The organism is Streptomyces sp. SS7 (genome assembly GCF_037993025.1).
Lineage (GTDB): Bacteria > Actinomycetota > Actinomycetes > Streptomycetales > Streptomycetaceae > Streptomyces.
In genome coordinates this window covers 3,851,902-3,872,530 of the sequence record NZ_CP141223.1, presented here as the reverse complement: position 1 = coordinate 3,872,530, position 20,629 = coordinate 3,851,902, and the positions used below count along the sequence as shown (strand labels likewise).

General features: G+C 72.2%; 15 protein-coding genes. 10 read left to right on the top strand and 5 right to left on the bottom strand.

The window, feature by feature from the left end:
- Positions 1 to 113: 113 nt before the first annotated feature.
- Complete coding sequence (gene groES / locus U5640_RS17735; RefSeq protein ID WP_039652762.1) at positions 114 to 422, top strand: co-chaperone GroES; 309 nt, start codon at positions 114 to 116, stop codon at positions 420 to 422.
- Between the two features lie 145 nt (positions 423 to 567).
- Positions 568 to 2,193 (top strand): chaperonin GroEL, encoded by a 1,626-nt coding sequence (gene groL, locus U5640_RS17730; RefSeq protein WP_340376763.1) that lies wholly within the window; start codon positions 568 to 570, stop codon positions 2,191 to 2,193.
- A 94-nt stretch (positions 2,194 to 2,287) separates the two neighbouring features.
- Here the strand turns inward: groL and U5640_RS17725 are convergent, their stop codons facing one another.
- The 3 genes from U5640_RS17725 to U5640_RS17715 form a co-directional block, all read right to left on the bottom strand.
- Positions 2,288 to 2,992 (bottom strand): ester cyclase, encoded by a 705-nt coding sequence (locus tag U5640_RS17725; RefSeq protein ID WP_340376762.1) that lies wholly within the window; start codon positions 2,990 to 2,992, stop codon positions 2,288 to 2,290.
- Positions 2,993 to 3,082: 90 nt separating this feature from the next.
- Positions 3,083 to 3,856 carry an SDR family oxidoreductase gene (locus U5640_RS17720; protein WP_340376761.1) on the bottom strand — a complete coding sequence of 258 codons (774 nt, stop codon included), beginning with the start codon at positions 3,854 to 3,856 and terminating at the stop codon, positions 3,083 to 3,085.
- A 96-nt stretch (positions 3,857 to 3,952) separates the two neighbouring features.
- Complete coding sequence (locus U5640_RS17715) at positions 3,953 to 4,621, bottom strand: MOSC domain-containing protein (protein ID WP_340376760.1); 669 nt, start codon at positions 4,619 to 4,621, stop codon at positions 3,953 to 3,955.
- 81 nt (positions 4,622 to 4,702) lie between these two features.
- On the opposite strand from U5640_RS17715, the gene U5640_RS17710 reads away from it, so the two are divergent.
- Positions 4,703 to 5,713 carry a LysR family transcriptional regulator gene (locus U5640_RS17710; protein ID WP_340376759.1) on the top strand — a complete coding sequence of 337 codons (1,011 nt, stop codon included), beginning with the start codon at positions 4,703 to 4,705 and terminating at the stop codon, positions 5,711 to 5,713.
- 83 nt (positions 5,714 to 5,796) lie between these two features.
- On the opposite strand, the gene U5640_RS17705 is transcribed toward U5640_RS17710, so the two are convergent.
- Positions 5,797 to 6,126: a WhiB family transcriptional regulator gene (locus U5640_RS17705; protein ID WP_055638477.1), complete on the bottom strand. Its 330-nt coding sequence runs from the start codon at positions 6,124 to 6,126 to the stop codon at positions 5,797 to 5,799.
- A 379-nt stretch (positions 6,127 to 6,505) separates the two neighbouring features.
- Between U5640_RS17705 and U5640_RS17700 the strand changes: the two genes are divergently transcribed.
- The 4 genes from U5640_RS17700 (at position 6,506) to U5640_RS17685 (ending at position 11,383) form a co-directional block, all read left to right on the top strand.
- The gene (locus U5640_RS17700; RefSeq protein WP_003948568.1) at positions 6,506 to 7,117 is read left to right on the top strand and encodes a response regulator transcription factor; all 612 of its coding nucleotides are present in this window, start codon (positions 6,506 to 6,508) and stop codon (positions 7,115 to 7,117) included.
- Between the two features lie 788 nt (positions 7,118 to 7,905).
- Positions 7,906 to 8,493, top strand: a complete 588-nt coding sequence (locus U5640_RS17695) for a sigma-70 family RNA polymerase sigma factor (RefSeq protein WP_067249722.1) — start codon at positions 7,906 to 7,908, stop codon at positions 8,491 to 8,493.
- 155 nt (positions 8,494 to 8,648) lie between these two features.
- The gene (guaB, locus tag U5640_RS17690) at positions 8,649 to 10,154 is read left to right on the top strand and encodes an IMP dehydrogenase (RefSeq protein ID WP_340376758.1); all 1,506 of its coding nucleotides are present in this window, start codon (positions 8,649 to 8,651) and stop codon (positions 10,152 to 10,154) included.
- 104 nt (positions 10,155 to 10,258) lie between these two features.
- On the top strand, positions 10,259 to 11,383 hold the full coding sequence (locus tag U5640_RS17685) for a GuaB3 family IMP dehydrogenase-related protein (RefSeq protein WP_340376757.1): 1,125 nt from the start codon (positions 10,259 to 10,261) through the stop codon (positions 11,381 to 11,383).
- Between the two features lie 643 nt (positions 11,384 to 12,026).
- Here U5640_RS17685 and U5640_RS17680 read toward each other — a convergent pair.
- A complete protein-coding gene (locus U5640_RS17680; protein ID WP_340376756.1) occupies positions 12,027 to 13,235 on the bottom strand; it encodes a nucleotide sugar dehydrogenase in 1,209 nt (402 codons plus the stop codon).
- 260 nt (positions 13,236 to 13,495) lie between these two features.
- Here U5640_RS17680 and U5640_RS17675 point away from each other — a divergent pair, with 260 nt between their 5' ends.
- The 3 genes from U5640_RS17675 (at position 13,496) to U5640_RS17665 (ending at position 20,474) form a co-directional block, all read left to right on the top strand.
- Positions 13,496 to 15,202: a glycerol-3-phosphate dehydrogenase/oxidase gene (locus U5640_RS17675; RefSeq protein WP_340376755.1), complete on the top strand. Its 1,707-nt coding sequence runs from the start codon at positions 13,496 to 13,498 to the stop codon at positions 15,200 to 15,202.
- A gap of 207 nt (positions 15,203 to 15,409) precedes the next feature.
- Positions 15,410 to 17,530: a serine/threonine-protein kinase gene (locus U5640_RS17670; RefSeq protein ID WP_340385173.1), complete on the top strand. Its 2,121-nt coding sequence runs from the start codon at positions 15,410 to 15,412 to the stop codon at positions 17,528 to 17,530.
- Positions 17,531 to 17,684: 154 nt separating this feature from the next.
- Entirely contained in the window at positions 17,685 to 20,474 is a 2,790-nt protein-coding gene (locus tag U5640_RS17665) for a protein kinase (protein WP_340376754.1), read from the top strand.
- Positions 20,475 to 20,629: the final 155 nt, after the last annotated feature.

Below are 20,629 nucleotides of genomic sequence, written 5' to 3'. Positions count from 1 at the left end.
CTGGAGAGTGCCAACAACGCGACGGGCAGGTCCGGCACCCGCGACGACGGATCCACCTGGTCGCCACCTCAGACAGTTAACCCCGTGAGATCTCCGAAGGGGGAGGTCGGATCGTGACGACCGCCAGCTCCAAGGTTGCCATCAAGCCGCTTGAGGACCGCATCGTGGTCCAGCCGCTCGACGCCGAGCAGACCACGGCCTCCGGCCTGGTCATCCCGGACACCGCGAAGGAGAAGCCCCAGGAGGGCGCCGTCCTCGCCGTGGGCCCGGGCCGCTTCGAGAACGGCGAGCGCCTGCCGCTCGACGTCAAGGTCGGCGACGTCGTCCTGTACAGCAAGTACGGCGGCACCGAGGTGAAGTACAACGGCGAGGAGTACCTCGTCCTCTCGGCTCGCGACGTGCTCGCGATCATCGAGAAGTAGTTCTTCACCCGAGCACACTGCGTGCTTGAAGCATGATGCTGCGCCCCTGGCTCCCGCCACCACACAAGAAGCCGGGCGCCCGGGGCGCAGTGCCTTTTCACCCCACGTTTTCCGCCCACAGATTTCCGAGAGGGCTGCCGCTGTCATGGCGAAGATCCTGAAGTTCGACGAGGACGCCCGTCGCGCCCTCGAGCGCGGCGTCAACAAGCTGGCCGACACGGTCAAGGTGACGATCGGTCCCAAGGGCCGCAACGTCGTCATCGACAAGAAGTTCGGCGCCCCGACCATCACCAACGACGGCGTCACCATCGCCCGCGAGGTGGAGATCGACGACCCGTACGAGAACCTCGGCGCCCAGCTCGTCAAGGAGGTGGCGACCAAGACCAACGACATCGCGGGTGACGGCACCACCACCGCCACCGTGCTGGCCCAGGCGCTCGTCCGCGAGGGCCTGAAGAACGTCGCCGCCGGCGCCTCCCCGGCCGCCCTGAAGAAGGGCATCGACGCCGCGGTCAAGGCCGTCTCCGACGAGCTGCTCGCCACCGCGCGCCCGATCGACGACAAGGCGGACATCGCCGCCGTCGCCGCGCTGTCCGCCCAGGACCAGCAGGTCGGCGAGCTCATCGCCGAGGCGATGGACAAGGTCGGCAAGGACGGTGTCATCACCGTCGAGGAGTCCAACACCTTCGGTCTGGAGCTGGACTTCACCGAGGGCATGGCCTTCGACAAGGGCTACCTGTCGCCGTACTTCGTGACGGACCAGGAGCGCATGGAGGCGGTCCTCGAGGACCCCTACATCCTCATCAACCAGGGCAAGATCGGCTCCATCGCCGACCTGCTGCCGCTGCTGGAGAAGGTCATCCAGACCAACTCCTCCAAGCCGCTGCTGATCATCGCCGAGGACGTCGAGGGCGAGGCCCTGTCGACCCTGGTCGTGAACAAGATCCGCGGCACCTTCAACGCGGTCGCGGTCAAGGCCCCCGGCTTCGGTGACCGCCGCAAGGCGATGCTCCAGGACATGGCCACCCTCACCGGTGCCACCGTCATCTCCGAGGAGGTCGGCCTCAAGCTCGACCAGGTCGGCGTCGACGTCCTCGGTTCCGCCCGCCGCGTCACCATCACCAAGGACGACACGACGATCGTCGACGGCGCCGGCGACTCCGCCGACGTGCACGGCCGCGTCGCGCAGATCAAGGCCGAGATCGAGAACACCGACTCCGACTGGGACCGCGAGAAGCTCCAGGAGCGCCTCGCGAAGCTGGCCGGCGGCGTGTGCGTGATCAAGGTCGGCGCCGCCACCGAGGTGGAGCTGAAGGAGAAGAAGCACCGTCTGGAGGACGCCATCTCCGCGACCCGCGCCGCGGTCGAGGAGGGCATCGTCTCCGGTGGCGGCTCCGCGCTGGTCCACGCCGTCAAGGTCCTCGAGGGCAACCTCGACAAGACCGGCGACGAGGCCACCGGTGTCTCCGTGGTCCGCAAGGCCGCCGTCGAGCCGCTGCGCTGGATCGCCGAGAACGCCGGCCTGGAGGGCTACGTCATCACCTCCAAGGTCGCCGAGCTCGACAAGGGCCAGGGCTTCAACGCCGCCACCGGCGAGTACGGCGACCTGGTCAAGGCCGGCGTCATCGACCCGGTCAAGGTCACCCGCTCCGCCCTGGAGAACGCCGCCTCCATCGCCTCCCTCCTGCTGACGACCGAGACCCTGGTCGTCGAGAAGAAGGAAGAGGAAGAGCCGGCCGCCGCGGGCGGCCACCACGGCCACTCGCACTGAGGCACACCGCCCCCGCGCGAAGAAGCCCCCGTTCCGGTGCGGAACGGGGGCTTCCCCCTTCGCGGGCGGAATGTGGTTCGGGTGGGGGCCGGGCTCAGCCCTCCAGTTCGTCCAGGGCGCCCAGTTGGGCCATCAGCCCCAGCCGGTCGTACTGCCACCAGGCCTCGGCGATCCTTCCGTCCGCATCGAAGCGGAAGATGGTCGTCCCGGTCATGGTGACCTGCTTGCCGGTGGCCGCGAGGCCCATGAAGTCGCCCTTGTGGGTGCCGCGCCAGGTCCAACGGTTGCACACCCGGTCGTCCTGCGCGATCTGGTCCTCGACCTCGAAGGCGAAGTCGAAGCCCGCCCGCCACAAGACCTCGCGCCGCATCGCGTCCATCCCCATGGTGTCCTGCTCGTTGGCCGGGTCGTGGTCGTGGTAGTCCTGGGCGATCAGACCGTCGAGCGGAGGCAGTTCACCCCGGGTGCCGATCGTCTCGAACATCCGGCGCGCGGTCGCCGCGTACAGCTTCTCGTCCCGGACGACGTCCAGATCCGTGAACGTCGGCATCTCGTCGCACAGCGCCACCAGCTCGCGGAAGATCTTGTCGGTCTCGGGCAGATTCGAGTTCCGCATCGCCTCCTCGTACGAAGGGAACTCCACGATCTCGATGAAGTGCGACGCGTCCGAGCGGTCCTTGCCCACCACCGCGTGCGTCGCCGTCCGCTTCCCCCTGGTCTGCTCGACCCATGTGTCCATCAGCCGGTCCATCTCGTCGAACCGACTGGTCCTGCAGTCGATGAGCTGCACGAATGTCATGACGCCGCCTCCGGTCCCCCTGGGTCCGGTCTTCTGACAAGCCCATTTTCCCACCGGAGCGCCGACGTCACCTGTGTACCGGGACTCCGGTCACTGAGGCCCGTACTTCCGCCCGGTCCGGGAACTGATTCCGCCCAGCAGCGCACGCGGCGTCACCTTCACCAGACCCATCAGCGTCTTGTAGCGCGGGTCGGGGATCGACAGCGACTTCCCGCGCGCCATGTCGTCCAGCGCCGCCGCGACCAGCTTGTCCGCGTCCAGCCACATCCAGCCCGGGATGTTGTCCGTGCCCATCCCGGCCCGCTCGTGGAACTCCGTGCGCACGAAACCCGGACAGAGCGCCATCAGCCGTACGCCGCTGCCCGCCAGATCCTTCGCCGCACCCTGCGTGAACTGCACGACCCACGCCTTCGACGCCCCGTACGTCCCGCGCGGCAGGAACGCCGCCACCGAGGCCACGTTCACCACACCGCCGCGCCCGCGCTCGCGCATCGAGGTCACCGCCGCCGACGTCAGCCGCAGCACCGCCTCGCAGTGCACCTTGAGCATCCTCAGCTCGTCGGCCATCGGTACGTCGAGATAGCGGCCCTTGTTGCCGAAGCCGGCGTTGTTGATCAGCAGGTCGACCGGGTTCTTGCGGTCGCCGAGCCGCGAAGCCACCGCCTCGATGCCCGCGTCGGTGGCGAGATCGGCGACCAGCACCTCCGCCTCGACGCCGTGCCGGTCGTGCAACTCGGTCGCCTGCTCGCGCAGCCGCTTGGTGTCCCGGGCGACGAGGACGAGATCATGCCCGTCCGCCGCCAGTCTGCGGGCGAACGCGGCGCCGATGCCCGCGGTCGAACCCGTGATGAGAGCCGTTGTCATGGCAGCAGCGTAGTGACCCGGACTGTGCGGGTCCGTTCCGCGCACACGGCCTCCCGACCGTGAAGGACCGGTGCGCGCCGCCGCCGTGACCGCCGCTCAGGCGCCGTACCTCGCCACGTACTTCCGCGCCTGCTCCAGCGCCTCGGGATGCAGCGCCTCGCCGGCCGCGAGCAGCCGGGGCAGCAGGTCACGACGGGTGGTGACGGCCTGGAACTGCATCCGGGCCGTCACCTCGTGCTCCGGTACGTGCACGATCTCGATCGCGTCCCCCGCGCGGACCTCGCCCGGTTCGATCACCCGCAGATACGCGCCGGTCGCCGCCCTCTCCGTGAACCGTCTGACCCACTTCTCCTCGCCCAGGTGGCCCTGGAAGGTACGGCAGGGGATCCGCCCGGAGGTCACCTCCAGCACCACGTCCGGGCCGATCCGCCAGCGTTCGCCGATCCGCGCCCCGGAGACGTCGAGGCCGCGCGTGGTGAGGTTCTCGCCGAACGCGCCGGCCGGCAGCGCCCGGCCCAGCTCGGGCTCCCAGCCGTCGAGGTCCTCGCGCGCGACCGCGTACACCGCCTGGTCGTTCCCGCCGTGGTGGTTCAGGGAGCAGATGTCGTCCCCTTCCAGTCCGCTCCCGGCGACGCCCTTCGGTCCCGGTGCCGAGATCCGCACCGGTCCCTCGACCGGACGCTTGTCGATGCCCGTCAGCTTCTGCGGGTGATCGGTGTACGGGACGGCGCGTGCCCGGCCCACGTTGACGGAGAGCAGCCTCATGGCCGCCACGGTAGGCCACCGAACCTCAAAGGGTCTACGCATTTTTCGTCTCTTCGCCCAAGATTCCCTTATGCTCGAAAGATGATCGAGGCCCGTCATCTCCGCGTCCTGCGCGCCGTCGCCGCCACCGGCTCCTTCTCGGCGGCCGGGCGCGAGCTGGGCTGCACCCAGCCGGCCGTCAGTCAGCAGATGAAGGCGCTGGAAGCCTCCGTGGGCACCCCCCTGCTGATCCGCAGCGGCCGGGAGATGCGCCTGACCCAGGCGGGCGAGGCCCTCGTGCGGCACGCGGCCGGGATCCTCTCCGGCCTCACCGCCGCCGAGGAGGAGGTCGCCGCGATCGCGGGGCTGCGCGCCGGCCGGGTCCGGCTGGTCTCCTTCCCCAGCGGCAGTTCCACCCTGGTCCCCACCGCCCTGGCCGCCCTGCGCGCGGATCACCCCGGCACCCGGGTCTCCCTGGAGGAGGCCGAACCGCCGGAGTCGGTCGACGCGCTGCGGGCCGGCGACTGCGACATCGCCCTCGCGTTCCGCTACGCGCGCGTGCCGGGCGCGGGTCCGGCCGAGGGGGCCGCCGAGGAGTGGGACGACCTGGTCGTACGGCCGCTGCTGACGGACCGCCTCGTCGCCCTCGTACCGGAGGGGCACCGGCTGGCGCACACACCGGCCGTCGCCATCGGCGAACTCGCCGCCGAGCCGTGGATCGCGGGCTGCCCGCGCTGCCGGGGCCAGCTGGTGGAGGTGTGCGAGCGGGCGGGCTTCACCCCCCGCATCGACTTCGCGACCGACGACTACCCGGCGGTGGTCGGGCTGGTCGGCGCCGGTCTCGGGGTGGCCGTCCTGCCCCAGCTCGCGATCGAGTCCGTACGGCCCCGGGGAGCGCGCGCGGTCACCCTCGAACCGGCGGTGCGGCGGGAGATCGTCGCGCTCACCCTGCCCGACCTGGCCCAGGTGCCGGCGGTCGCGGCGACGCTGGAGCGGCTGGAACGGGCGGCGCGGGCCACTCGGGCCACGCGGGCGACTCAGGCCACGCACGCGACTCAGGCCACGCACGCGGCTCAGGCCACGCAGGCCACGCGGGCGACTCGGGGCATGTAGGAACGGCGGGCACGCGCGCGTACCCGCCGTCCGGCCTCGGCCTTGCAGAAACGTTCCTTCAGGGTTCCTTCACGTGCGTTTCTTCATGTGTCCGACGACGCGTCCCTCGCGCCCGTCGACGCTGACACCAGGCGATTGCGCGCCCGGCCCATCAGCTCCTCGCGCTCGTCCTCGGTCAACCCGCCCCACACGCCGTACGGCTCACGTACGGCGAGCGCGTGCGCGGCGCACTGCGCTCGGACCGGGCACCTCATGCAGACCTCCTTGGCCGAGTTCTCTCGAGCGCTCCGAGCCGCCCCGCGCTCACCCTCCGGATGGAAGAAGAGCGAACTGTCCACCCCGCGGCAGGCAGCCAGGAGCTGCCAGTCCCACAGGTCCGCGTTCGGTCCGGGAAGGCGGGAGAAATCTGCCATTGCGTGACCCCTTGTAGCCGTTCTGAGCGGATACGGTGCCCACGACCGTACAACTACGATCTAAGGAGATGAAAATATGACTCATTGCGAATCTAGCCTCAGACACCAGCTAAAGGGAAGAAATAGGGCTGAATGGGGCATGGGTTGTGATGAAAGCTTGAGGGTCAGCGCGGCACCCTCCACCGTGTCCACGCCCTCACGTAGAGTGCCGAAGTCTGCACGCGGCCCCGTAACTCTTTCGAGTGACCATCGTTGAGAGTGCGAGGCGGTTGAAAACACAAACGCTCGGGCAGGCGTCCGAGACGGTCGACCGCACAGGTGACGATTTCCCACCAGCCTGGAGGCACAAGGTGACGCGCATCAGCTGCGGAGGGCGGCCATGACTTCCGTCCTCGTCTGCGACGACTCCCCGCTTGCCCGAGAGGCGCTCCGCCGCGCGGTCGCGACCGTGCCCGGCGTCGAGCGCGTGACGACGGCGGCCAACGGCGAGGAAGTCCTCCGCCGCTGGGGCGCCGACCGCTCGGACCTCATCCTGATGGACGTGCGCATGCCCGGACTGGGCGGCGTCGAGACCGTACGGCGGCTGCTGTCCGCCGACCCCGGTGCGCGCATCATCATGCTCACCGTCGCCGAGGACCTGGACGGCGTGGCCCTCGCGGTCGCCGCCGGCGCCCGCGGCTATCTGCACAAGGACGCCTCCCGCGCGGAGCTGCGGGCGACCGTCACCCAGGCGCTCGCCGACCCGACCTGGCGGCTGGCCCCGCGCCGGCTGCGCTCCGCCGAGATGGGCGCGGCGCCCACGCTCACCGCGCGCGAGATCCAGGTCCTCGAAGGCATGAGCCACGGCCGCTCCAACGCGGAGATCGGCCGCGAGCTGTTCCTCTCCGAGGACACCGTCAAGACCCACGCCCGGCGCCTGTTCAAGAAACTCGGCGCCTCGGACCGTGCCCACGCGGTGGCCCTGGGCTTCCGGTGGGGACTGGTCCGCTAGCACCGTCCGGCGTCACGCCCTCGGGGCGGGCGGGGCAGGTCCGGTGCTCCGTCCTGTGGGGCGGTCCAGGGATTTCGTGGTGCGGGGCCGTCGCTGGGTTCCGTGGTGCGGGCCGGTCTCCGGCTTCCGTGGTGCGGGCCCGCTGTGGTGTCCCGCGTTACGGGCCCCGTGTGCGGGTCCGCGGGGCGGGTCCGCGGGGCGGGGTCCGGCTCACCCGCGGGGTCGGCGCCCTCCCGGGCGCAAGAACCGTTCGGCCGTCTCGTCGTCCGCGCGCGGGCACCCCACGGTTTGCCCCTCGCTCACTCACCGAAGCCCGTCGGCCGCTGCCGTGCTGCTGCGGCAAGTCGCTGCCGGCGCCGCCGCAGCCGCAGGCCCGTGCCGGAAGCGTGTCGCCGGGAGATCGGGGTCGCCCGCACCGAAACCGGGCACCCGCCCCGGACCGGCCGGTGGGCCGTTCGGTGGATGTCGTCGTCCCGGCGGGTGGTGTGCGGTCGGTGTCCGGTCGGTCGGAAGGAGCGGGGGCATGAGGGAACCTCCCTGTTCAGACGGGGTCGGGACACTCGTGTCCGGGTCCGCGGGCGAGGGTCGCGCCGGGCGTCGCCCGGTGCCCGCTGCTCGTTTCGCCGCCGATGCCGCATCCTTGAGATGTGGAGTCTCTCGGGGACGAGTCGGTCGAGCGGAAGGGGAGGGCGCAGGGGATGAGTTCCGGCGCACCTGCTCATAACGCTTCGGTGCACAACGACGAGCACGGTGCCGCGGACGCGTCGGCCGCGGTGCACCATGGACCGATGCGCGACGACGAGGCGGTCACTGCCGTGGGGACGATCGGTTCGCTCGTCCATCGCGCCGTCGACGGCGACGAGCAGGCCACGCACGACCTGCTCGCCCATGTCCACCCCCTCGCCCTGCGCTACTGCCGCACCCGGCTCTCCCGGCTCCCCGGTGACGCGCGCCACTTCGTCGAGGACCTCGCCCAGGAGGTCTGCGTCGCGGTCCTGCTCGCCCTGCCCCGCTACCGGGACACCGGCAGGCCCTTCGAGGCGTTCGTGTTCGCGATCGCCTCGCACAAGGTCGCCGACCTGCAGCGGGCCGCCATGCGGCACCCCGGCTCCACGGCGGTCCCCTCCGACGAGATGCCCGAACGCCCCGACGACTCCCTCGGCCCGGAGGAGCGCGCCCTGCTCAGCAGCGACGCCGAATGGGCCAAGAAACTCCTGGCCAACCTGCCCGAGAACCAGCGGGAGCTGCTCTTGCTGCGGATCGCGGTGGGCCTCACCGCCGAGGAGACCGGTCAGATGTTGGGAATGTCACCCGGAGCGGTCCGGGTCGCCCAGCACCGGGCGCTGAGCCGGCTGCGGGCTCTCGCCGAACAGTAGAAAACACGCATACCTCGGCGGCGTATGAACGAGCGCGCCGGGATTTCCGTACGAACATACGAAGCCAGGAGCGGCGTCCCACCGTGGAATTCGGGAGGTTCACTTCCCGTTAGCATGGACATCCGCACCGATCAAGGCCATTTGGGGAAGGTGTCATGACTGCCAACGTCGACGGAGTGCCCGCCAAATTCGCGACCCTGGGGCTGACCTACGACGACGTGCTGCTGCTGCCGGGAGCGTCCGAGGTGCTCCCCAACGCGGTCGACACCTCGTCCCGAATCTCCCGCAACGTCCGGGTCAACATCCCGCTGCTGTCCGCGGCCATGGACAAGGTGACCGAGTCCCGCATGGCGATCGCGATGGCCCGCCTCGGCGGCGTCGGCGTCCTCCACCGCAACCTGTCCGTCGAGGACCAGGTCAACCAGGTCGACCTGGTCAAGCGGTCCGAGTCCGGCATGGTCACCGACCCGATCACCGTCCACCCGGAGGCCACGCTCGCCGAGGCGGACGCGCTCTGCGCCAAGTTCCGCATCAGCGGTGTCCCGGTCACCGACCCGGCGGGCCGGCTGCTCGGCATCGTGACCAACCGCGACATGGCCTTCGAGAGCGACCGCACCCGCGAGGTCCGCGAGGTCATGACCCCGATGCCGCTGGTCACCGGCACGGTCGGCATCACCGGTGTCGAGGCCATGGAGCTGCTGCGCAAGCACAAGATCGAGAAGCTTCCGCTCGTCGACGACCAGGGCCTGCTCAAGGGTCTGATCACGGTCAAGGACTTCGTCAAGGCCGAGAAGTACCCGAACGCGGCGAAGGACTCCGAGGGCCGGCTGATCGTCGGTGCCGCCGTCGGCGCCAGCCCCGAGGCGCTGGAGCGGGCCCAGGCCCTGGCCGAGGCCGGCGTGGACTTCCTGGTCGTCGACACCTCGCACGGTCACAACAGCAACGCCCTCAGCTGGATGGCGAAGATCAAGTCCAGCGTGAACGTCGACGTGATCGGCGGCAACGTCGCCACCCGCGACGGCGCGCAGGCCCTCATCGACGCCGGTGTCGACGGCATCAAGGTGGGCATCGGCCCCGGTTCGATCTGCACCACGCGCGTGGTGGCCGGCATCGGCGTCCCGCAGGTCACCGCGATCTACGAGGCCTCACTCGCGGCCCGTCCCGCCGGTGTCCCGCTGATCGGCGACGGTGGTCTGCAGTACTCCGGCGACATCGGCAAGGCGCTCGCCGCCGGTGCCGACACCGTGATGCTGGGCAGCCTCCTCGCCGGCTGCGAGGAGTCCCCGGGCGAGCTGCTGTTCATCAACGGCAAGCAGTTCAAGTCGTACCGCGGCATGGGCTCGCTGGGCGCCATGCAGTCCCGCGGCCAGGGCCGGTCTTACTCCAAGGACCGCTACTTCCAGGCCGAGGTCGCCTCCGACGACAAGCTCGTGCCCGAGGGCATCGAGGGGCAGGTCCCCTACCGCGGTCCGCTCGCCAACGTGCTGCACCAGCTCGTCGGCGGTCTGCGCCAGACCATGGGCTACGTCGGCGCCGCCACCATCGAGGAGATGGAGACGAAGGGCCGCTTCGTGCGGATCACGTCGGCGGGGCTGAAGGAGTCGCACCCGCACGACATCCAGATGACGGTCGAGGCGCCGAACTACAGCCGCAACAAGTAGTCGGCAGCCGAGCACAGGGCGGTCCCGGGCGCACCGGGGCCGCCCTTGTCGTGCCCGTCGGCGATACTGGAAGACGCTGAACGCATCAGGGAAAGGCCACAGACGTGACTGAGATCGAGATCGGGCGCGGCAAGCGCGGCCGCCGGGCGTACGCCTTCGACGACATCGCCGTCGTCCCCAGCCGCCGTACGCGGGACCCGAAGGAGGTCTCGATCGCCTGGCAGATCGATGCCTACCGCTTCGAGCTGCCCTTCCTGGCCGCCCCCATGGACTCGGTCGTCTCCCCGGCCACCGCGATCCGCATCGGCGAGCTCGGCGGGCTCGGTGTGCTCAACCTCGAAGGCCTGTGGACCCGGTACGAGGACCCGCAGCCGCTGCTCGACGAGATCGTCGACCTCGACGCGGAGACGGCGACCCGGCGCCTCCAGGAGATCTACTCCGCCCCCATCAAGGAGGAGCTGATCGGCGCGCGCATCAAGGAGGTGCGCGACTCCGGTGTGGTCACGGCGGCCGCGCTCTCCCCGCAGCGCACGGCCCAGTTCTCCAAGGCCGTCGTGGACGCGGGCGTGGACATCTTCGTCATCCGCGGTACGACGGTCTCGGCGGAGCACGTCTCCGGTGCGCACGAGCCGCTGAACCTGAAGCAGTTCATCTACGAGCTCGACGTCCCGGTGATCGTCGGCGGCTGCGCCACCTACACGGCGGCCCTGCACCTGATGCGCACCGGCGCGGCGGGCGTCCTGGTCGGCTTCGGCGGCGGCGCCGCGCACACCACCCGCAACGTGCTGGGCATCCAGGTCCCGATGGCGACCGCGGTGGCCGATGTGGCGGCCGCGCGCCGCGACTACATGGACGAGTCCGGCGGCCGGTACGTGCACGTGATCGCGGACGGCGGGGTCGGCTGGTCCGGCGACCTGCCCAAGGCGATCGCCTGCGGCGCCGACTCGGTGATGATGGGCTCCCCGCTGGCCCGTGCGACCGACGCGCCGGGCAAGGGCCACCACTGGGGCATGGAGGCCGTCAACGACGAGCTGCCGCGTGGCAAGAAGGTCGACCTCGGCACGGTCGGCACCATCGAGGAAGTCCTCACGGGCCCGTCGCACACCCCCGACGGCTCGATGAACCTCTTCGGCGCCCTGCGCCGCGCCATGGCCACCACCGGTTACAGCGAGCTGAAGGAGTTCCAGCGCGTCGAGGTGACGGTGGCGGACTCGCAGCACCGCCGGTAACCCGTAGGACACCACGAAGGGCCGGTCACCCACCCGGGCGACCGGCCCTTCGGCATGCCCGGACGGGCCCGAGGGCGTGTGGGGCGGGGCGGGGGCGCGCGGTTGCGTTCAGCGTGAATTCGGGCTGGTCAGGGGGGCGCGGGCGATAGCGTCCGTCTCGGCGCCCCAGTTGTGTGGGGTTGCCCCCTTCCAAGGACATCGTTCCGGACCCCGGCCCTCGGGGCCCGGCCCGAGTTCCTGAACGGGCCGTCCACCGGGTCACTGGGCGGCATCGTGGAAGGGGGCGCCCGTGGGACGCCACCGCAAGCCCACCCGCTGGGACCGGATCCGTCTTCGGATGGTCCAGTTCAAGAGGAGGTGGATCTTGCGACTTTTCGGATGGTGAGCGGCCGCCCCCACACCAACTAGGGGCGGACACTCCGTGATCCATCCAGGAGCCTGCCGCAGTGACCGCTGCGGTGGGCTCCACCCTTTTCGGATGGTGAGCGGCCGCCCCCATACACAGTAGGGGCGGACACTCCGTGATCCATCCAGGAGCCTGCCGCAGTACCCGCTGCGGTGGGCTCCACCTGTTCCCACCGTACTGGCGCCGGACCCCGCATGCCACCATCCCGGGAGTCCACCGGCCCCGCACGCGCCCCCTTCACAACCGGTGCGCCGCCCCCGTGGGGGTCGCCCCCCGTGTGTCCAGCAGCAGCTGGGCCTTCACCGAGAGGCCCTGGAGGTCGTACGTGCGGTGGTGCTGGAGGAGGATCGTGAGGTCGGCGTCGGCGGCGGACTCGTAGAAGGAGTCGGCGCGGGGGACCGGGCGGTCGAGGACGCTCCAGGCGGGGACGTGCGGGTCGTGGTAGCTGACCGCGGCGCCGAGTTCCATCAGACGGATCGCGATCTCGTGGGCCGGGGTGCCGGTCAGGTCGGCGAGGTCGGGTTTGTAGGTGACGCCGAGGAGGAGGACCCGGGCGCCCCGGGCCGACTTCCCGTGCTCGTTGAGCAGGGCGGCGGCGCGCTGGACGACGTACCGCGGCATACGGCTGTTGACCTGCTGGGCCAGTTCGACCATGCGCAGGGGGCTGCCCGGCAGGCCCGCGCGGTCCAGCGGGACCGCGTGGCCGCCGACGCCGGGGCCGGGGCGGAAGGCCTGGAAGCCGAAGGGCTTGGTCTCGGCGCAGCGGACGACGTCCCACAGGTCGACGCCGAGGTCGTGGCAGAGGACGGCCATCTCGTTGACGAGGGCCATGTTGACGTGCCGGAAGTTGGTCTCCAGGAGGTGGACCGTCTCGGCCTCCCGGACTCCACGCGCGCGTACCACCTTGTCCGTGAGGCGGCTGTAGAAGGCCGCGGCGGACTCGGTGCAGGCGGGGGTGAGGCCGCCGATGACCTTCGGGGTGTTCGCGGGGGTGAAGGCGCGGCTGCCCGGGTCGACCCGGCTGGGGGAGTAGGCGAGGTGGAAGTCGCGGCCCGCGCGCAGGCCGGACGTCTCTTCGAGGAGCGGGCGCAGGAAGTCCTCCGTCGTCCCCGGGTGGACCGGTGACTCCAGGATGACGGTGGTGTGCGGGCGCAACTGGGCGCCGAGGGCGCGGGCGGCGGCCTCCACCTGGCCGAGGTCGAGGCCGCCGGCCGCGTCGCGCGGGGTGGGCGCGCAGATGACGGCGGTGCGCACCCGGCTCAGCCCGGCCGGGTCGGTGGCGGTCCGGAAGCCCCCCGAGAGCATCCGGCGCAGCTCGGCGGCGCTGAGGGGGCCCGTCTCCGGTCCGGTCCGGTAGCCGAGGGTGGGGATGCCGGCGGCCACCGCGGCCTGGGCCAGGGGCAGGCCGAGCGGGCCGAGTCCGATGACGGCGAGATCTGCGGGCATGGCGTGGGCCGTCCTTCCCAGTAACCGAAGCGGGACAGGTGCGCAAGCCCTGTGGACAGGATGGGCGAGCGCAATGTCAGACTAGGAGTAAATATGACCGTTATGCGGGATTGATCGACTGTGTTCCGTGAGAGTTGTCCACAGGCTGGGGGTGAGTGGTGGCTGAAGTCGGGCAAGGCGGTCAGAATTTTGGGCAGGGGGACACCGAGTGGGCCTCGCCCTGAAGGTGCGGCCGGCGCGACGGACAGCGGGAGGCAGCGGTGAGGACAGCGACACTGGGGCCGGCACAGCGAGCCGAGTCACTGGCGGGCATGGCCGAGCGTGAGCTGGACGTGCTGGTCGTGGGAGGCGGAGTGGTCGGCGCGGGTACCGCCCTCGACGCCGTGACCCGGGGCCTGTCCACGGGCCTCGTCGAAGCGCGTGACTGGGCGTCGGGCACGTCCAGCAGGTCCAGCAAACTGGTCCATGGCGGACTGCGCTATCTGGAGATGCTCGACTTCGCCCTCGTCCGCGAGGCCCTGAAGGAACGCGGACTGCTGCTGGAGCGGCTCGCACCGCACCTGGTCAAACCCGTCCCGTTCCTCTATCCGCTCCAGCACAAGGGCTGGGAGCGGTGGTACGCCGGCTCGGGCGTCGCGCTCTACGACGCGATGTCCATGGCCCGCGGCCACGGCCGGGGCCTGCCGCTGCACCGTCATCTGAGCCGCCGTCACGCCCTGCGTGTCGCCCCCGCCCTGCGCAAGGACGCACTGGTCGGCGCCCTGCAGTACTACGACGCCCAGATGGACGACGCCCGCTTCGTCGCCACCCTGGTGCGCACCGCGGTCTCCTACGGGGCGAAGGCCGCCAACCGGGCCCGGGTGACGGCCTTCGTGCGCGAGGGCGAACGGGTCGTCGGGGCCCGTGTGACGGACGTGGAGGGCGGCGGCGAGTACGAGATCCGCGCCCGGCAGATCGTCAACGCCACCGGGGTGTGGACCGACGACACCCAGGGGATGGTCGGCGAGCGCGGCCAGTTCCACGTCCGTGCCTCCAAGGGCATCCACCTCGTGGTGCCCCGGGACCGCATCAGCTCCTCCACCGGCCTCATCCTGCGCACCGAGAAGTCCGTGCTGTTCGTCATCCCCTGGGGCAGGCACTGGATCGTCGGCACCACCGACACCGACTGGGACCTCGACAAGGCCCACCCCGCCGCCTCCAGCGCGGACATCGACTACCTGCTGGAGCACGTCAACTCCGTCCTCAGGGTGCCGCTGACCCGCGACGACGTCGAGGGTGTCTACGCGGGACTCAGGCCGCTGCTGGCCGGCGAGTCGGACGCCACCAGCAAGCTGTCGCGCGAGCACACCGTCGCCCACCCCGCGCCCGGACTGGTCGTCGTGGCCGGCGGCAAGTACACGACGTACCGGGTGATGGCCAAGGACGCCGTCGACGAGGCCGTGCACGGGCTCGACATGCGGGTCGCCGACTGCGTCACCGAGGAGGTGCCGCTGCTCGGCGCCGAGGGCTACCGGGCCCTGTGGAACGCGCGAGCGCGCATCGCCGCCCGCAGCGGGCTGCACGTGGTGCGGGTGGAGCACCTCCTCAACCGCTACGGGGCGATGGCCGAGGAGGTCCTCGACCTCATCGCCTCCGACCCCTCCCTGGGCGAACCGCTCCAGGCCGCCGACGACTATCTGCGCGCCGAGATCGTCTACGCCGCCTCGCACGAGGGGGCGCGCCACCTGGACGACGTCCTGACCCGGCGCACCCGCATCTCCATCGAGACCTTCGACCGCGGCACGCGCAGCGCCCGCGAGGCGGCCGAGTTGATGGCGCCCGTGCTCGGCTGGGACAAGGACCAGATCGAGCGAGAGGTCGAGCACTACGAGAAGCGGGTGGAGGCGGAGCGCGAGTCGCAGCTCCAGCCCGACGACCTGACGGCGGACGCGGCCCGGCTCGGGGCACCGGACATCGTGCCGCTCTGACCGTCGAACTCCGTTCGGCACAAGGCCTGTTCACGTCGGGGGCGGGCCTTGCGCCCCGGTGCCACCTGGGCGTTGGCCGGACTGCGCCGCGCCCTCTGGCCGAAATGCTCCCCACCTCCGGGAGCGCCAGGGGCACCCTGGGCGTCGGGCACTTGTCGGGTGAGGGACAATGGAGGCTCTTTCAGGGCGGGTTGCATGAGGGGACGCATGTCGGAGGCGGAGCGGGCGGGAGCATCCCGTCAGGACAAGAGCGCACGTCTCCTCGCCGGGCGGTACCGGCTGGGAGGCGTACTCGGCCGCGGCGGCATGGGGACGGTGTGGCGCGCCGAGGACGAGACCCTCGGCCGGACGGTCGCCGTCAAGGAGCTGCGGTTCCCGGGGAACATCGACGAGGACGAGAAGCGCCGGCTGATCACCCGGACCCTGCGCGAGGCCAAGGCCATCGCCCGGATCCGCAACAACAGCGCGGTGACGGTCTTCGACGTCGTCGAGGAGGACGACCGGCCGTGGATCGTGATGGAACTCGTCGAGGGCAAGTCGCTCGCCGAGGTCATCCGTGAGGACGGCGTGCTGGAACCGAGGCGCGCCGCCGAGGTCGGCCTCGCGATCCTCGACGTGCTGCGCTCGGCGCACCGCGAGGGCATCCTGCACCGCGACGTGAAGCCGTCCAACGTGCTGATCGCCGAGGACGGCCGGGTCGTGCTCACCGACTTCGGCATCGCCCAGGTCGAGGGCGACCCGTCCATCACCTCCACCGGCATGCTCGTCGGCGCCCCCTCCTACATCTCCCCGGAGCGCGCCCGCGGCCACAAGCCCGGCCCCGCCGCCGACCTGTGGTCGCTCGGCGGTCTGCTCTACGCCTCGGTCGAGGGCACCCCGCCGTACGACAAGGGCTCCGCCATCGCGACCCTCACCGCGGTGATGACCGAGCCGCTGGAGGAGCCGAAGAACGCCGGCCCCCTCAGGGACGTCATCTACGGGCTGCTCACCAAGGACCCCCAGCGGCGGCTCGACGACGCCGGCGCGCGGGCGATGCTCAACGACGTGATCCACGCGCCCGACCCCAAGGAGGCCGCGCCCGCCGACGCCACCCGGCTCGTGCCGATCCCGGTCCAGCCGGACGCCCCCGAGAACAGGGGGAGTTCGGCCGGGGAGGCGGGCGAGAAGCTGCGCGGCGCGCTGCGCTCCGTCCGCAAGAAGGCCGCCGTCGCCGCGGGAGCGGCCTCCACCGCCGCCGCCTCCCGCGCCAAGTCCGGCGCGACCACGGCCGCTTCGGGCGCCCGGGAGGCCTCCGCCCCCACCGCGTCCGCCACCACGGTGTCCCCTTCCGTGGGCACGGACGAGGTCCGGCACACCGGCGCTGCGACCGCGACCGCGCCCACCGCCAGGACGGCCACGGCCCCGGCCGCCGCCTCCGCGACGGCCGGCTCCGCACCCACCGCGGTGACGCCCGCCGTGCCGCCCACCGGAGCCTCCGGCTCCGCCGGGAGGGCCGGGACGAACGGGGCGACGGGCGGCCGGAGTTCGGGCTGGCCCGTGATGACCCCGCCGGACCTGCCGCCGCGCCCCGTACCGAAGGCGCCGCTGACCGACGTGGTGCCGAAGCGCACCCTGGTGATCATCGCCGTGGTGGTGGTGCTCGCGGTGCTCGGCACCGTGCTGGCCCTCACCCTCGGCGGCGGTGACGACGACACCGCGAGCGGCTCCGGGAAGAGCGGCGGCAGCACCGTGGCGACCGGCGGCGCCGGCGCGAGCGCCGAGACCAAGGGGGACGACAGCGACGGCAGCCGCGCGGACGGGTCCACCCCCCGGTCCGGCTCGGGCGCCTCCGGCTCTACGCCCGGCAACACCACGGCCGCCGGCGGCTCCGGCTCCGACGTGTCCGCCACCGACGACAGCCGGGCGGCGACGACGCACGAGGGGACCCGCTACTCCATCGGGCTGCCCACCGGCTGGAAGTTCCAGACGTCGGGCGCCGCCGGCGACCGCTTCACCGGCCCTGACGGACAGCGGCTGCTGGTCGCCTGGACGACCACGCCCAAGGACGACCCGGTCGCCGACTGGAAGAACCAGGAGCGCTACATGCAGCGCTCGAATTACCGCAAGATCCGCATACAGGCGGTGAACTACCGCGGCTGGAACACGGCCGACTGGGAGTTCACCTATGCGGAGGGCGGCACCGCGTACCGGGTCGTCGACCGCGGGTTCGTCGTCAGCGACAGCCAGGGGTACGCGCTGATGTACACGGCGAAGGCCGGCACCTGGTCCACCGAGCTGCGCAAGAGCACCTGGCAGACCCTCACGGACACCTTCACGCCCAAGAAGTAGCGGTCCGGATGGGGCATCCCCTCTCGGAGAGTTGCCTCCGGCACGTATCGTGAAGGGCTGCGGACCGTGTGCATCCAGCTCCGTGGCCGGATACGGCTGCAACGGGTCGTACGGTGAACGGATGTGACCGACCGGGCCGGCCGGGGGAGGCCATGTGGACGACTACGCGGGACGGGTACTCGCCGACCGCTACCGCCTGCCGCTGCCCCCCTCCGACGAGTACGAACTCACCGAGACCCGGGCCTTCGACACCTACAGCGGCCAGGAAGTCCTGGTCCGCCAGGTTCCGTTGCCCGAGGTCGTCGAGGCCGAGGTGCTCGACGCCGGGGGGCTGCCCGAGGGGTTCACGGCGCGTGAGCACCGGGGCGGCGCCGGGCGCGTCCCCGGCGCACGCGCGGGCGCGAGCACCCGGCGGCCCGCCGATCCCGTCGTACGGCGCGCCGTGGAGGCCGCGCAGGCGGCGGCCGGCATCCCCGACCACCCCCGGCTCGACCAGGTCTTCGACGTGTTCGCCGACGGCGGTTCGCTGTGGATAGTGAGTGAGCTGGTGGCCGCCCGGCCGCTCGCCGCGCTCCTCGCCGAGCAGCCGCTGACCCCGTACCGGGCCGCCGAGGTCGCCTCCGACGTGCTCACGGCCCTGCGGGTGCTGCACGCGCACGGCTGGGTGCACCGCAACATCACCGCCCGCACCGTCCTCGTCTGCGACGACGGACGGGTCATGCTGACCGGCCTCGCCGTCGGCGCGGCGGAAGAGGCGCTGTGCGGCTACGACCCGGTGCCCCGGGAGGAACCGGGGACGGGCGCGGCCCTCCAGGCGTCCCCCGCCACGACCGCGCACCCCGCGGCACCGGGCGCTGCCGGCGGGCCCGGCGGCAGCACGGGCCGTGCGCCGGGAGGCGCGCCCGGGAGCGCGCCGGGGAGCCCCGGAGGTACTTCGGGTGGTTTCGCCGGAGGCACTGCGGGCGCTCCCGCCGGAGGGGCCTCCGGCCGGACCGCCGGCGGATTCGCCGGGGCGCCCCCGGGGGGAACCGCCGGTGGCGCACTCGGGGCTTCGGGCGGCGGGTCCGTGGGCGGCGCCGGGGCCGAGGATCCCGAGGCCGCGCGGCGCGCCGCCATCGAGGCGCGGGCGGCCGGCGGGCTGCCGGGGCCGACGGGTGAGCCGGCGACCGGCGCCGGGGCGTCGGGCGAGGTCGCCCGACGGGCGCCCCTGGAGACCGGCGGGGACATCCGCGCCGCGCGCGCCGGGGCGATCGCCGCCTACCGCGCGGGCGCCCGCGCCGCCGCCCGCGTCCAGGAGTCCCAGCAGAGCGGCCGCACCGCCCTGCCGGGGGCCCGCACCCCCGCCGAGGACGACCACGGCCCCGTGACCGCCTCCCCGTACGGCGCGCCCGGCACGAACACCGCGCTCCCCGGCGGCACCCCGCACGCCCTGAGCGGTACCACCGGAGCACCCTCCGGCCCGCCCGGACAGATCGCCGACCCCTATGGCGTACGAGGCGCCCCCGCACCGCACACCGCACCGGGCCCGACGCCCGCCCCCGGAGGGTATCCGCCCGTCCCGGCGGCCGCCGGGCAGCCGCCCGTCCCCGTCCCGGCCCAGCCCGGCGGAGCGGCCGGTGACGGGCGCTCCGGGGCGCGTTGGGGCGATCCCGCGGCCGCCGGCGCGCCCGGCCACGGCGTGCGCGGGGGCCCCGCCACCGCGCTCGCCGCCGAGCGCGCCCGGCAGGCCCGGATGGCGGTCGTCGGACCCGTCACCGAGCGCTGGGCACCCGAACAGGCCGGACCGGTGCACGAGAACTGGCAGCTCGCCGCGCCGATCGGCCCCGCCACCGACCTGTGGGCGCTCGGCGCCCTGCTCTTCCGGGCCGTACAGGGACACGCGCCCTATCCGGAGGAGTCGACGGCGGAGCTGGTGCAGATGGTGTGCGCCGAGCCGCCCGCCTTCGCCGAGGAGTGCGGACCGCTCAGGCCGGTCGTCGAGTCGCTGCTGCGCCAGGACCCCACCGACCGCCTCGACTTCGAGGAACTGCGCGGCTGGCTGCGCTCGCTGGTGCGCTCCGCGCCCGAGCCGGAGGCGGGCACGTACGTCGTCGCCGCGCCGCCCACCGACCCGCGCCGGCTGCCGATCGTGCGCCGCAAGGGCGAACTGGTGCGCAGACGACGCGCCGGGCTGCCCGCCCCGCACGGCCGCCACAAGCGGGCCCGGCAGGACGAGGGCCGCTCCCCGCGCAGCCTCGGCCGCACCCTGCTGGTGCTGATCCTGCTGCTGCTGGCCGGAGCCGTCGCCTACGCCGTCCTGTTCATGCCCAAGGCCGACAAGGACGGCGCGAACGCGACCGGCGGCACCCAGAACACCGGGGCCACCGCCTCCGCGAGCGCACCCGCCGGTCAGGCCCCCGACGCGAGCAGCGAGCCGCGGCCCGACCAGACCTCGCCCGGCGGCGGGAGCGGCGCGGAGGCCACCGAGACCCAGACCGGCTCCGGCACGGACGCCGCCGACGGCTTCACCCTCCGTAAGGACGCCGCCGGTTTCCGGATCGCCGTCGCCGACGGCTGGAGCCGCACCGGCAAGAACGGGCGCGGCCAGATCGTGTACTCCCACGGCGACTTCGAGCTGATCGTCGTACCGGGGCGGGACAGCGCCTCCGCCAACGGCGGAGACCCGATGGTCTATCAGCGGGAGAAGGAGAGCGAGCTGCAGCCGTACCGCGACTCCAGCTGGGCGACCGCCTCCGGGCTGCGGACCACGACCGTGGGCACCCGCACCATGGCAGAAGGGCAGTTCACCTGGTCCGACGGCGGCCGCGAGCTGTACGTCCGCAACCTCGCGATCCTCATCGACGGCCGCTACCACGTCGTCCAGGTGCGCGGGCCCGAGGCCGAGCGGGACGAGGTCACCCGGCTCTACGAGCAGGCGGCGGCCACGTACCAGTACAGCGGCTGAGCAAGCGCGTTCGGCCGTCGGGCGGGCCACGCGGTCCGGCCGGTTCCCGGACCCGCCGCAGAAGCGACAACCGTCACAGTGCTGTCTCCTTGGCACCCCCCTGGTTCCCCGGAGGCATCCCGGTCTTTACCCTGAGCCTGTCAAGAGCATTGCGG